This is a genomic window from Streptomyces sp. NPDC051315, from assembly GCF_044455165.1.
In the GTDB taxonomy this organism is placed as follows: domain Bacteria; phylum Actinomycetota; class Actinomycetes; order Streptomycetales; family Streptomycetaceae; genus Streptomyces.
Genome location: NZ_JBITEN010000011.1, coordinates 83,490 through 95,688, shown reverse-complemented (window position 1 = coordinate 95,688; position 12,199 = coordinate 83,490). Strand labels below are relative to the sequence as shown.

Below are 12,199 nucleotides of genomic sequence, written 5' to 3'. Positions count from 1 at the left end.
CGCGGAGGGCGTCGCCGTCCCCGGACGGTCGTGTCCCCGGACGGGTCGCGTCCGTCGGACGGACGCGTACCCCGCAGGTCGCGTCCCCGGACGCCTCCGCAGCCGTACGACCTGGAGAGAGCCGAGACATGCGCGTCGAGATCTGGAGCGACATCGCCTGCCCCTGGTGCTACGTGGGCAAGGCCCGCTTCGAGAAGGCGCTCGAGGCCTTCCCGCACCGGGACGAGGTCGAGGTGGTGCACCGCTCCTTCGAGCTGGACCCGGGGCGCGCCAAGGACGACGTCCAGCCCGTGATCACCATGCTGACCAGGAAGTACGGCATGAGCGAGGCCCAGGCCCAGGCCGGTGAGGAGAACCTCGGCGCGCAGGCGGCCGCCGAGGGCCTCGCCTACCGCACCCGGGGCCGGGACCACGGCAACACCTTCGACATGCACCGGCTGCTGCACTTCGCCAAGGAGCGGGGCCGGCAGGACGCGCTGATCCAGATCCTGTACCGGGCGAACTTCGCCGAGGAGCGGTCCGTCTTCAGCGAGGGCGACGAGCGGTTGGTGGAGCTGGCCGTCGAGGCCGGTCTCGACGCCGACGCCGTCCGCCGGGTGCTCGCCGACCCGGCCGCCTACGCCGACGAGGTCCGCGCCGACGAGCGGGAGGCCGCCCGGCTCGGCGCCAACGGCGTGCCGTTCTTCGTCCTCGACCGCACGTACGGCGTCTCCGGTGCCCAGCCCGCCGAGGTCTTCGCGCAGGCGCTGACCCAGGCGTGGGGCGAGCGCTCGCCGCTGAAGCCGGTCGAGCAGCGGGACGCGGAGGCCTGCGGGCCGGACGGGTGCGCGGTCCCGCAGCACTGAGCGCCCCGGCGCGGGCCTGCGGCGCGGGCGGGAGCGCGGGCGGCGGCGCCCACATATAAGCGTTCCTTAGGGGAATCACGTAAGAATCCGCAATGGACTTCTACTTCTCCGGGCCGCACAGTGGATCCATGGAGACCACGGAGAGCACGGGACGCACGGAGACCTTCGAGACCCTCGTCCGCGCCGAGTTCGCCCCGAAGACCACCTACCTCAACACGGCGAGCAATGGCCTGCTCCCGGCCCGTACCGTCGCCGCCCTGCACGAGGCGGCGCTGCTGCGGGCCGAGGGCAGGCCGCTGACCGCGCTGTACGAGGACGTGGAGGCCTGCCGGGCCGCGTACGCCCGGCTCGCCGGCGTCCCGGCCTCCCGGGTGGCGGTCGGCGCCTCGGTCGCCGCGCACACCGGGGTCATCGCCGCCTCGTTGCCCGCGGGCGCCGAGGTGCTCACCGCCGAGGACGACTTCACCTCCGTCCTCAACCCCTTCCACGTCCGCGGCGACCTCAAGGTCCGCACGGTCCCGCTGGAGCGGATCGCCGAGTCCGTCCGCCCCGGCACGGCGCTCGTCGCGGTCAGCGCCGCCCAGTCCGCGGACGGGCGGATCGCCGACCTGCCCGCCCTGCGCGAGGCGGCCCGCGCCCACGGGGCGCGCACGTACGTCGATTTCTCCCAGGCCGCCGGCTGGCTGCCGATGGACGCCGGCGCCCACGACTTCACCGCCTCGGTCTCCTTCAAGTGGCTGCTCGGACCGCACGGCACGGCCTTCCTCGTGGTCCCGGAGGACTTCGGGGGACTGACACCGCTGCTCGCGGGCTGGGTCGCGGCGGAGAGGCCGTGGGACAGCTGCTACGGGCCGGTGGCCGAACTCGCCCACTCCGCACGGCGGTTCGACGTGACCCACGCCCTGTTCACCCTGGCGGGCCTGCGCCGCTCCCTCGACCTGATCGAGGAACTCGGCGTCGACGCCGTCCACGCCCACGACCTGGCCCTCGCCGACCGGTTCCGGGCCGGGCTCGCGGCCCTGGGCCACGAGCCCGTGCCCGCCCCCGGCTCGGCGATCGTCTCCGTGCCCGGACTCGGTCACCGCCAGCCCGAGCTGGGCCGGGCGGACATCGAGGTCTCCGACCGCGCCGGCAACCTGCGCGCGGCCTTCCACCTGTACAACACGACCGCGGACGTGGACCGCCTGCTGGACGTGCTGTCGGGCTGACGCACGACCGGGCCGGGGCCTCCCGTCCCGCAAGGGGAGGCCCCGGCCCGGCGGTCGGGGGCGGCTGCCCGGCCGGGCGCTACCGCACCGGGGTGAAGTCCCTGGCGCCGATGAACTCGGGCCTGCGCACGGGCGCCGCGAACGGCTCGACCGCCGCGTTCTCCACGCTGTTGAACACGATGAAGACGTTGCTGCGCGGGAACGGCGTGATGTTGTCGCCCGACCCGTGCATGCAGTTGCAGTCGAACCAGGTCGCCGAACCGGCCCGGCCGGTGAACAGCTTGATGCCGTACTCGGAGGCCATCGCGGTCAGCGCCTCGTCGGAGGGCGTGCCCGCGTCCTGCATCTGCAGCGACTTCTTGTAGTTGTCCTTCGGCGTGGCGCCGGCACAGCCGAGGAACGTCTTGTGCGAGCCCGGCATGATCATCAGGCCGCCGTTGGTGTCGTGGTTCTCGGTCAGCGCGATCGAGACGGACACCGTCCGCATCCGGGGCAGCCCGTCCTCGGCGTGCCAGGTCTCGAAGTCGGAGTGCCAGTAGAACCCGGAGGCGCCGAAGCCCGGCTTGACGTTGATCCGCGACTGGTGGACGTACACGTCCGAGCCCAGGATCTGCCGGGCCCGGCCGACGACCCGCTCGTCGCGCACGAGCCTCGCGAAGACCTCGCTGATCCGGTGCACCTCGAAGACGGACCGGATCTCCTGGGACTTCGGCTCGACGATGGACCGCTCGTCGGCCCGGATCGCCGGGTCGGCCACCAGGCGGTCCAGCTCCTGCCGGTAGACGGCGACCTCGTCGTCGGTGAGGAGCTGGTCGACGGCGACGAAGCCGTCACGCTCGAAGGAATGCAGGTCGAGCGGCTCGAACGGGCCGGGCGCGTCGGGGGCGCCCCAGACGACCGGGTCCTGGCGCGGGACGGTCACCTCGGTGGCGCCGCGGCTGGGGTAGAGGTCGGGGAAGGCGGTCGCGGCGGGGGCGGCGGTCGCGGTGGTCAGGTGAGTGGTCATGGGGATCTCACACCTCCTCGGGCTCGGTGAGCAGCGGGTAGACGCCGTTCTCGTCGTGGTCCTCGCGTCCCGTCACGGGCGGGTTGAACACGCAGAGGCAGCGGAAGTCCTCCTTGACGCGCAGCGTGTGCCGCTCGTGTCCGTCGAGGAGGTACATGGTCCCGGGCGTGATGGTGTACGTCCGCCCGGTCTCGTGGTCGGTCAGGTCGGCCTCGCCCTCGACGCAGACGACGGCCTCGACGTGGTTCGCGTACCACATCGACGTCTCGGTGCCCGCGTAGAGGACCGTCTCGTGGAGGGAGAAGCCGACCCTCTCCCGGGCGAGGACGATGCGTTTGCTCTCCCAGGTGCCGGACGCCGCCTTCACATGCCGGTCGGTGCCTTCGATGTCCTTGAACGAACGGACGATCACAGTGGTGTACTTCCTCCTGACTAGACGGTTTCCCGGATGGCGCGGGCGAGGACGCTCAGGCCCTCGTCCAGCTCCTCCGGGGTGATGGTGAGAGCGGGCAGCAGCTTGACGACCTCGCTCTCCGGCCCGGACGTCTCGACCAGCAGCCCGAGTTCGAAGGCGCGCCGCGCCACCCGTCCGGCCCGCGCCTTGTCGTGGAACTCCAGGCCCCACACCAGGCCGCGGCCCCGGTACTCCTTGATGTCGGCGAGGTTCTCCTCGGTGATCGAGATCAGCGCCCGCTCGACCTGCTCACCGCGCTCGCGGGTCTGCTTCTCCATGGCGGAGCCGTCGGCCCAGTACGTCTCCAGCGCGGCGGTGGCGGTGACGAAGGCCGGGTTGTTGCCGCGGAAGGTGCCGTTGTGCTCGCCCGGCTCCCACACGTCGAGCTCCGGCTTGAACAGGCACAGCGACATGGGCAGGCCGTAGCCGCTGATGGACTTGGACACGGTGACGATGTCCGGGACGATCCCGGCCTCCTCGAAGGAGAAGAAGGCCCCGGTGCGGCCGCAGCCCATCTGGATGTCGTCGACGATCAGCAGCATGTCCTGGCGCTCGCACAGTCCGGCCAGCGCCCGCAGCCACTCCGGGCGGGCGACGTTGATGCCGCCCTCGCCCTGCACGGTCTCGACGATCACGGCGGCGGGCTTGTTCAGCCCGGACCCCTGGTCCTCGAGCAGCCGCTCGAACCAGAGGAAGTCGGGAACGGTGCCGTCGAAGTAGTTGTCGAACGGCATCGGCGTGCCGTGCACGAGGGGGATGCCCGCCCCGGCCCGCTTGAAGGCGTTGCCGGTGACGGCGAGGGAGCCGAGCGACATCCCGTGGAAGGCGTTGGTGAACGACACGATCGCCTCGCGGCCCTTCACCTTCCGCGCCAGCTTCAGCGCGGACTCCACGGCGTTGGTGCCGGTCGGCCCCGGGAACATGACCTTGTACGGCAGGTCGCGCGGCCGCAGCACCAGGTTCTGGAAGGTCTGCAGGAAGGACCGCTTGGCGACGGTGGACATGTCGAGCCCGTGGGTGACGCCGTCCCGCATCAGATAGTCGAGCAACGCCCGTTTGAGAACGGGGTTGTTGTGACCGTAGTTGAGTGACCCGGCGCCGGCGAAGAAGTCGAGGTACTGGTGGCCGTCCTCGTCGTGCATACGGCTGCCCCGGGCGCGGTCGAAGACGACGGGCCAGCCGCGGCAGTAACTGCGCACCTCGGACTCGACGGTCTCGAAGACGCTGAGATCGGGCTGGGTGATGGTCACGGCGAAACGCTCCTCAAAGCGACGGTGGGGAGGGTGGGGGTCAGGCAGAGGTCAACGGGCCGATGCGGTACAGCACTTCGGGGTCGTGCGGGCCGTCCGGGAAGAGGCTCGCGCCGAACAGCACCTCACGGGTGACGTCCGCCCCGTGCCGGGCGGCGTAGGAGGTGAACAGCCGCTCGGAGGCGGTGTTGCCCGGCGTGATCGTGGTCTCGACGGTGGTGATCGGGCGCTCGGCGGTGAGCCGCGCGGTCAGTCCGTCGAGCAGGGCCGCGGCCAGGCCACGGCCGCGGTACGCGGAGTCGACCGCCACCTGCCAGACCAGCAGGGTGTCCGGGGCCTCCGGGCGGACGTAGCCGGTGACGAACCCGACGGGCTCGCCGTCCTCCGCGCGCGCCACCGCCGAGGTGCCGGCGAAGTCACGGCACCACAGCAGATAGCTGTAGGACGAGTTCAGGTCGAGCTTCCCGGATTCCTTGGCGATACGCCAGAGAGCGGCCCCGTCCGCCACCGAAGGGCGGTCGATCTGCAGGTCTGCTTGTGTGGCAGTCATGCGGATTGAATTTACCGAGGGAAATTAAAAAATGCATGGGGGGAGGGGGTTACGTGAAGGCTGTTCCTGTGTTATTCGCGCGAGCGTGAGGTGGAGGTGACGGTCGGGTGCTATGGGATGATTTATCCGCCAGGAAAGTCGCAAAACGGGCGCGCTGTGGAACGTGTCACATGGTTGAAACCCTCACGAGATCTGCGCGAATCGCGCCTCTCGACGTTCGCGAAATCTTTGCGTTTAGCGCCGGGGAAAGCGGGCAGAAGAGTAACGGAAATCCACCCGCTCGAATTGCTCGTGTATTGCCGTGAATTCAGGCTTCGGTAACCCCGTAGATACGCTCCCGAAGAATGTCCGCATGACCGTTGTGCCGCGCGTACTTCTCGATGAGATGTATCCGCACCACCCCCTGACAACGGCGCGGGCCGCCGGACCGGACCCGCCGCCGGCGGTGCCGTCGCGGAGGTGACACGGCGGCGGCGCCGGGTTCGCCGACCCGGCGCCGCTCACCGAAGACCTGCCGGGGCGTCTACCCCCAGGCCGCGTCCGCGGCCCGCAGCGCGCCCGCCAGGTCCACGTCCAGCCCCTGCTCCGCGAGGGCCGCGCCCAGGGCCGTCAGGCTGCCGCGGACCGCGCCCGGCGTCGCGTCGGCGCCGTAGTGGTTGACCCGGATCATCTCCTTGGCCAGCGCGCCCCCGCCCGCCGAGAGCGGCAGCGCGGGGTCGCTCGCCAGGGCCCGCGCCACCAGCTCCGAGGCCACGGCACCCGACGGGGAGCGCAGGGTCGTGGCGACCGGAGCCGCCTCGGCCGCGTCGTACACGTACGGCTCCAGACCGCCCCCCAGCGCCGTCGCGCCCGCGCGGGTCGCCGCGGCGGCGGACGCGTGCCGGGCCATCACCTTCTCCAGGCCCTCCGCCTCGATGCGCTCCAGGCACGCCTCCAGCGCCAGCATCTCCAGCTGCGCCGGCGCGTGCAGCAGCGTCCTGCGGCCGCCGTCGACCCACCGCTCCTTCCAGTCGAGGAGGGAGAGGTACGAGCGGCGCGGCGCGCCCGGGTTCGCGGCCATCCGGGCCCACGCGCGCTCGCTCACCGACACCGCCGACACGCCTGCCGGGCCGCCCATCGCCTTCTGCGCGCCGATCACGCACAGGTCCACGCCCCACGCGTCCGGCAGCACCGGCTCGGCCCCCACGGAGGCGACCGCGTCCAGGTAGAACAGCGCGCCGTGCTCCTTCACCGCCTCGCCGATCTCGGCGACGGGGTTGGTGTTGCCGGTGGCCGCCTCCGCGTGCACCAGGGACACGAAGTCGATCTCCGGGTGCTCGGCGAAGGCCTGGTGGATCTGCCCGGCGCCGACCGCCGTGTGGAAGGGCACCGCCAGGTCGATCACCGTGGCGCCGCAGTCCCGCAGCCAGTCGCCGAAGGTCTGCCCGTACGGACCGGTGATGACGTTCAGCGCCGTGGTGCCGGGACCGGCCGTCGCCCGGATCGCGCCCTCCAGCGGCAGCAGCGCCTCGCCCTGCATGATCACGACGTTCTGTTCGGTGCTCAGCAGGCGCGCCACGCGGTCCTCGATCGACGCGAAGTGGGCGGCACTCAGCGGAGTCAGGTCCAGGAACGGGTGTGTCACGGCGGTGCTCTCTTCACTCACGGGGTAGAGGTGACGAGAGTAACCGGGATGTGTCTCCTTGCTCCGACGGCGACTTCGTAGGTCGAAGGGCTCCCGAACCATCGGTTTGGTTTGAGAGACTCAAACCTCTCCTTATAATCGGAACCCACAGTTCTCTTACAGGAAGGCCCGCCGTGAACACGCTCCCCGGGCGCCGGACCCGCATCCTGGCCGCCACCACCGCGACGGCCGGGCTGCTGCTCGTGGCTGCCTGCACGTCCAGCGACGACGGCGGCAGCGGCTCCAAGACCGCGGCCGGTGGTGTCGAGCTCGTCAAGGCCGGGCAGCTCACCACCTGCACCCACCTGCCGTACCCGCCCTTCCAGTCGGAGATCGACGGCAAGGTCCAGGGCTTCGACGTCGCCCTCGTCGACCTGGTCGCCGAGGACCTGGGCGTGAAGCAGGAGATCCTCGACACCCCCTTCGAGAACTTCAAGACGGGCGCCTTCCTCAACTCCGGCGAGTGCGACCTGGCCGCCGCCGGCATGACCATCACCGAGGAGCGCAAGAAGAACGTCGACTTCTCCGACCCGTACTTCGACGCCACCCAGGCCGTCCTGGTCGACAAGAAGGCCGGCGTGACCTCCCTCGCCGACGTGAAGTCCAAGAAGGTCAAGCTCGGCGCCCAGGCCCAGACCACCGGCGAGGACTACGTGACGAAGCAGGGCTTCGACCCGGTCTCCTTCGAGTCCTCCGACGCCGTCCTCAACGGCCTGCGCACCGGCCAGGTCAAGGCCGTCGTCATCGACTACCCGGTCGTCCAGGGCTGGCTGAAGGACAAGGCCAACGCCGGCGCCTTCGAGGTCGTCGACAACCTCAACACCGGTGAGCAGTACGGCTTCACCGTGAAGAAGGGCAACACCGAGCTCGTCTCCGCCATCAACAAGGCGATCGCCGACGCCAAGGCCGACGGCACGTACAAGAAGCTGTACGAGCAGTGGATCGGCCCCTACGACGCGTCCGCGGCCTCTCCGTCCGCCTCATGAGTGAGGACACGAAGCTCGGGACACCACCCCGCCGCAAGGGGCTGACCCGCCGCCAGAAGCGCGGCGTCTCGCGCGGCGTCCAGTACGCCGTCTTCGTCGCCGCCGTGATCGCCTTCGCGGTCTCGGCGGACTGGGACCGGCTGCAGAACCAGTTCGCGCAGGCCGACATCGCCGAGCAGATGTTCCCGGACGTCATCACGCTGGCGCTGAAGAACACCGTGCTCTACACGCTGTCCGGCTTCGCCGTCGGGCTGGCCCTCGGCATGGTCATCGCGCTGATGCGGCTGTCGTCCGTGGGGCCCTACCGCTGGCTCGCCGGCGTCTACATCGAGATCTTCCGCGGTCTGCCCGCCCTGCTGATCTTCATCTTCATCGGCGTGGCCGTGCCGCTGGCGTTCCCGGGGACCGAGATCGTCGGCGGCACCTACGGAAAGGTCGCCCTCGCGCTCGGCCTGGTGGCGGCGGCCTACATGGCGGAGACGATCCGCGCGGGCATCCAGGCGGTCCCGAAGGGCCAGATGGAGGCGGCCCGCTCCCTGGGCTTCTCCCCGGCCCGCGCGATGGTCTCGATCATCATCCCGCAGGCCTTCCGCATCATCCTCCCGCCGCTCACCAACGAGCTGGTGCTGCTGTTCAAGGACTCCTCCCTGGTGCTGTTCCTCGGTGTCACCCTGGAGGAGCGCGAACTGTCCAAGTACGGCCGTGACCTGGCCAGTACGACCGCCAACTCCACGCCGATCCTCGTCGCCGGCCTGTGCTACCTGCTGGTCACGATCCCGCTCGGCTTCGTCGTGCGCCGTATGGAGGCGAAGGCCCAGGAGGCCGTGAAATGAGCCGACCGGAGATCGCCGTACGCGGCCTGCACAAGTCCTTCGGGGAGAACGAGGTCCTGCGCGGCATCGACCTGGAGATCGGCCAGGGCGAGGTCGTCTGCGTCATCGGCCCCTCGGGCTCGGGCAAGTCGACGCTGCTCCGCTGCGTGAACCTCCTCGAGGAGCCGACCAGGGGCCAGGTCTTCGTGGGCGGCACCGAGCTCACCGACCCCGACGTCGACATCGACGCCGTACGGCGCCGGATCGGCATGGTCTTCCAGCAGTTCAACCTCTTCCCGCACCTGACGGTGACCGAGAACCTGACCCTGCCGCAGCGCCGGGTGCTCCGGCGGGACAAGGCGCGGGCCGCGAGGGTGGCCGCCGAGAACCTGGAACGCGTCGGCCTGTCCGAGAAGGCGGACGCCTACCCGTCCTCCCTCTCCGGCGGCCAGCAGCAGCGGGTCGCCATCGCCCGCGCCCTCGCGATGGGTCCCGAGGTGATGCTGTTCGACGAGCCGACGTCGGCACTGGACCCGGAACTGGTGGGCGACGTCCTCGCGGTCATGCGCATGCTCGCCCGGGACGGCATGACGATGATGGTCGTCACCCACGAGATGACCTTCGCGCGCGAGGTCGCCGACCGGGTCGTCTTCATGGACGGCGGCGTGATCGTCGAGGACGGCACCCCCGAGCAGGTCATCGGCGACCCCCGGCACGAACGCACCCGCCACTTCCTGTCGAGGCTGCTCGACCCGGCGATGGCGGAGGTGGAGGAGGAGAGGTCCGACCAGGTGGGCGGCGGCGCCTGACCGAGAGCTCCGGACAAAAGGGGAGTCCGATCAGCTCGCGGCGTCCGGTGCGTGCGATCGCAAGGCGCCGGAAGGCCCTCGCAGCGGAGCTACCAGGGCCTTCCGGCAACGCGGCGAGCGTGTGTGCCGGACGCCGCGAGCCGGGCCCCTTTTGCTCGGGGCTCTAAGGTGCGGTACATGAGCGATGAGCCGGTGCTGCACGTGAAGGGCCGGGTCCTGGTGGGCCCGGAGGACGTCCGCGACGACCTGTGGATCGTCGACGGCAGGATCACCTACGACCGTCCCGCCGCCGCGCGTGACGTGCGCACGGTGGAGGGCTGGGCGCTGCCCGGTCTGGTCGACGCCCACTGTCACGTCGGCCTGGGCGCGCACGGCCCGGTCGACAGGGACGAGGCGGAGAAGCAGGCCCTGTCGGACCGGGACGCCGGGACACTGCTGATCCGCGACGCGGGTTCGCCCTCCGACACCCGCTGGATCGACGACCGCGAGGACCTCCCGAAGATCATCCGGGCGGGCCGGCACATCGCCCGCACCCGCCGCTACATCCGCGGCTACGCGCACGAGATCGAGCCGGAGGACCTGGTCGCCCACGTCGCCCGGGAGGCCCGGCGCGGCGACGGCTGGGTCAAGCTGGTCGGCGACTGGATCGACCGTGAGGCGGGCGACCTGTCGGCCTGCTGGCCCCGGGACGCCGTCGAGGCGGCGATCACGGAGGCCCACCGCCTGGGCGCGCGGGTCACCGCCCACTGCTTCTCCGAGGACTCCCTCCAGGACCTGGTGGAGTCGGGCATCGACTGCATCGAACACGCGACGGGGCTGACGGACGACCTGATCCCGCTGTTCGCCTCGCGCGGCGTGGCGATCGTCCCCACCCTGGTGAACATCGCCACCTTCCCGAAGCTGGCCGCCGGCGGCGAGTCCAAGTACCCCCGCTGGTCCACCCACATGCGCCGCCTCCACGCCCGCCGTTACGACACCGTCCGCAACGCCTACGACGCCGGCATCCCGGTGTACGTCGGCACGGACGCGGGCGGCACCCTGCCGCACGGCCTGGTGGCGGAGGAGGTCGCGGAACTCGTGACGGCGGGGATCCCCCCGGTGGACGCCCTGTCGGCGACGACCTGGTCGGCCCGCGCGTGGCTGGGCCGCCCCGGCCTGGACGAGGGCGCGGCGGCGGACCTGGTGGTGTACGAACGGGACCCCCGCACGGACGTACGCGTACTGGGGGCCCCCTCACGGGTGGTGGTGAACGGGCGGGTCGTGGGGTGAGCCGCGGGGACGGGACGGTCTCCGGACGCTGAACGGCGACTCGAAAGCGTGCGCGGATGCGCCACGATGGGGTGAACTCCGGTGGGATCGCTGTCGAACGACCGATGGGGCGACATCCTTTCGAGGTCCCGAGATTGTTCTCCCTGGGGGTCCCACCACCGTGAACGGCAACAACTTCCGCATGCCCGCACGCCGTTGCGCCACCGTCGTCGCGGCCACGGCCCTGGTCGCCGGGCCCGCGGCCCTGGCCGGCGCGAACCGCGCGCACGCGACCGACGAGGGGCGTGCCGACGCCGTCGTGCTGCGCACCGGCCTCGACGTGGCGTTGCTCGACAAGAGCGTGAACGTGCCGCTCACCGCCTCCCTCAACGAGGTCCGGGCGCCGGGCAGCGCGCGGCGGACGGCGCTGACGGTCGCGCTCGACGGTGTCGACGGCGGCCGTCCGGCCGACGTGCTGCGCGCCGACGTGGCCGAGGCGACGGCGACGGTGACGGACGGCAAGGCCGAGGCCTCCACCCGGCTCGCCCACGCCCGGCTGCACGTCCCCGGCATGCCGTCGCTGTCGGTCGTCGAGCTCGAGGGGGTCTCCTCGAAGGCCGTCTGCGAGGCGGGGAAGGCGCCGGTGGCCTCCTCGAACCTGCTCGGCCCGGTGACGGTCCTCGGCAAGCGGGTGTCGCTCTCCGTCGGCGGGCCGAGCGAGGTGAAGGTGCCCGGGGCGGGCGAGGTGCGGCTCGACCTGTCGCAGCGGGCGACGACCTCCCGCACGGCCGCGGCCACGGCCCTGGAACTCACCGTCTCCGTGAACCCGTTGAAGCTGAACGTCACCGAGGTGACCGGCACGGTGACGGTGGCGCGGGCGACGTGCGAGGCGCCCGCGGTGGAGGCGGCGGTGGAGCCGGCGCCGGCGAGCGCTCGGCCGGGCGGTGCGATCGAGCCGCAGGGCGCCCCCGCCGAGTCCGGCCTCGCGGTGACGGGCGGCGGATCGGCGACTCCGTACGCCGCTGGTACCGCGGTCGCCCTGCTGGCGATGGGCGGGGGAGCGGTGGCGCTGGCGCGGCGACGGGGCCGGACGGGGGGCTGACGAGGCGCTCCCCACCGCCGCCCCGGCCCGTCCTCGGGCTGCGCTCTCAGACCGCCTGCCCGGCCGGTCCTCGGGACCCCTTGGATCCCCTGCCCGGCCGGTCTTCGTGGGTCCGCTCTCGGATCCCTGCCCGGCCGGTCCCGGGGTTGCGCTCTCAGACCGTGCCCGGACGGTCCTTCGGCCCCTCAGGCCTGCCCGGCCGGTCCTGGGGCTCCGCCCCCGAACCCCCTGCCCCGGCCGGTCCGTGGGGCCCGCTCCCGGACCCC

13 protein-coding genes are annotated in these 12,199 nt (G+C 71.5%); 7 read left to right on the top strand and 6 right to left on the bottom strand.

Annotation, left to right across the window (positions count from 1 at the left end; genetic code table 11):
• The first annotated feature begins 128 nt into the window (after positions 1-128).
• Complete coding sequence (locus ACIBBD_RS21815; protein WP_399421126.1) at positions 129-845, top strand: DsbA family oxidoreductase; 717 nt, start codon at positions 129-131, stop codon at positions 843-845.
• 128 nt (positions 846-973) lie between these two features.
• Complete coding sequence (locus ACIBBD_RS21810; protein WP_399421125.1) at positions 974-2,053, top strand: aminotransferase class V-fold PLP-dependent enzyme; 1,080 nt, start codon at positions 974-976, stop codon at positions 2,051-2,053.
• Between the two features lie 79 nt (positions 2,054-2,132).
• Here the strand turns inward: ACIBBD_RS21810 and thpD are convergent, their stop codons facing one another.
• From thpD to ACIBBD_RS21780, 6 genes are all read right to left on the bottom strand, one after another.
• Positions 2,133-3,059: an ectoine hydroxylase gene (gene thpD, locus ACIBBD_RS21805; RefSeq protein WP_399421124.1), complete on the bottom strand. Its 927-nt coding sequence runs from the start codon at positions 3,057-3,059 to the stop codon at positions 2,133-2,135.
• Between the two features lie 7 nt (positions 3,060-3,066).
• Positions 3,067-3,471 carry an ectoine synthase gene (locus tag ACIBBD_RS21800; protein ID WP_399421123.1) on the bottom strand — a complete coding sequence of 135 codons (405 nt, stop codon included), beginning with the start codon at positions 3,469-3,471 and terminating at the stop codon, positions 3,067-3,069.
• A 20-nt stretch (positions 3,472-3,491) separates the two neighbouring features.
• Entirely contained in the window at positions 3,492-4,763 is a 1,272-nt protein-coding gene (gene ectB / locus ACIBBD_RS21795; RefSeq protein ID WP_399421122.1) for a diaminobutyrate--2-oxoglutarate transaminase, read from the bottom strand.
• A gap of 40 nt (positions 4,764-4,803) precedes the next feature.
• Complete coding sequence (ectA, locus tag ACIBBD_RS21790; RefSeq protein ID WP_399421121.1) at positions 4,804-5,313, bottom strand: diaminobutyrate acetyltransferase; 510 nt, start codon at positions 5,311-5,313, stop codon at positions 4,804-4,806.
• Between the two features lie 307 nt (positions 5,314-5,620).
• Positions 5,621-5,779 (bottom strand): DUF664 domain-containing protein, encoded by a 159-nt coding sequence (locus ACIBBD_RS21785; protein ID WP_399421120.1) that lies wholly within the window; start codon positions 5,777-5,779, stop codon positions 5,621-5,623.
• A gap of 57 nt (positions 5,780-5,836) precedes the next feature.
• Entirely contained in the window at positions 5,837-6,937 is a 1,101-nt protein-coding gene (locus ACIBBD_RS21780; protein WP_399421308.1) for a pyridoxal-phosphate-dependent aminotransferase family protein, read from the bottom strand.
• 173 nt (positions 6,938-7,110) lie between these two features.
• On the opposite strand from ACIBBD_RS21780, the gene ACIBBD_RS21775 reads away from it, so the two are divergent.
• The 5 genes from ACIBBD_RS21775 (at position 7,111) to ACIBBD_RS21755 (ending at position 11,933) form a co-directional block, all read left to right on the top strand.
• Positions 7,111-7,962, top strand: coding sequence for a transporter substrate-binding domain-containing protein (locus ACIBBD_RS21775; RefSeq protein ID WP_399421119.1), 852 nt, complete (start codon positions 7,111-7,113; stop codon positions 7,960-7,962).
• On the top strand, positions 7,959-8,795 hold the full coding sequence (locus ACIBBD_RS21770; protein WP_399421118.1) for an amino acid ABC transporter permease: 837 nt from the start codon (positions 7,959-7,961) through the stop codon (positions 8,793-8,795). The genes ACIBBD_RS21775 and ACIBBD_RS21770 overlap by 4 nt, the downstream gene beginning before the upstream one ends.
• On the top strand, positions 8,792-9,583 hold the full coding sequence (locus ACIBBD_RS21765) for an amino acid ABC transporter ATP-binding protein (RefSeq protein ID WP_399421117.1): 792 nt from the start codon (positions 8,792-8,794) through the stop codon (positions 9,581-9,583). The genes ACIBBD_RS21770 and ACIBBD_RS21765 overlap by 4 nt, the downstream gene beginning before the upstream one ends.
• A 177-nt stretch (positions 9,584-9,760) precedes the next feature.
• Positions 9,761-10,852, top strand: coding sequence for an amidohydrolase family protein (locus ACIBBD_RS21760; RefSeq protein ID WP_399421116.1), 1,092 nt, complete (start codon positions 9,761-9,763; stop codon positions 10,850-10,852).
• Positions 10,853-11,012: 160 nt separating this feature from the next.
• Positions 11,013-11,933 carry an SCO1860 family LAETG-anchored protein gene (locus ACIBBD_RS21755; RefSeq protein WP_399421115.1) on the top strand — a complete coding sequence of 307 codons (921 nt, stop codon included), beginning with the start codon at positions 11,013-11,015 and terminating at the stop codon, positions 11,931-11,933.
• Positions 11,934-12,199: the final 266 nt, after the last annotated feature.

Coding starts and splice junctions, on each gene's coding strand:
- thpD (WP_399421124.1), bottom strand. CDS start 3,059: ATGACCACTCACCTGACCACCGCGACCGCCGCCCCCGCCGCGACCGCC.
- ectA (WP_399421121.1), bottom strand. CDS start 5,313: ATGACTGCCACACAAGCAGACCTGCAGATCGACCGCCCTTCGGTGGCG.
- ACIBBD_RS21810 (WP_399421125.1), top strand. CDS start 974: ATGGAGACCACGGAGAGCACGGGACGCACGGAGACCTTCGAGACCCTC.
- ACIBBD_RS21760 (WP_399421116.1), top strand. CDS start 9,761: ATGAGCGATGAGCCGGTGCTGCACGTGAAGGGCCGGGTCCTGGTGGGC.
- ACIBBD_RS21765 (WP_399421117.1), top strand. CDS start 8,792: ATGAGCCGACCGGAGATCGCCGTACGCGGCCTGCACAAGTCCTTCGGG.
- ACIBBD_RS21770 (WP_399421118.1), top strand. CDS start 7,959: ATGAGTGAGGACACGAAGCTCGGGACACCACCCCGCCGCAAGGGGCTG.
- ACIBBD_RS21815 (WP_399421126.1), top strand. CDS start 129: ATGCGCGTCGAGATCTGGAGCGACATCGCCTGCCCCTGGTGCTACGTG.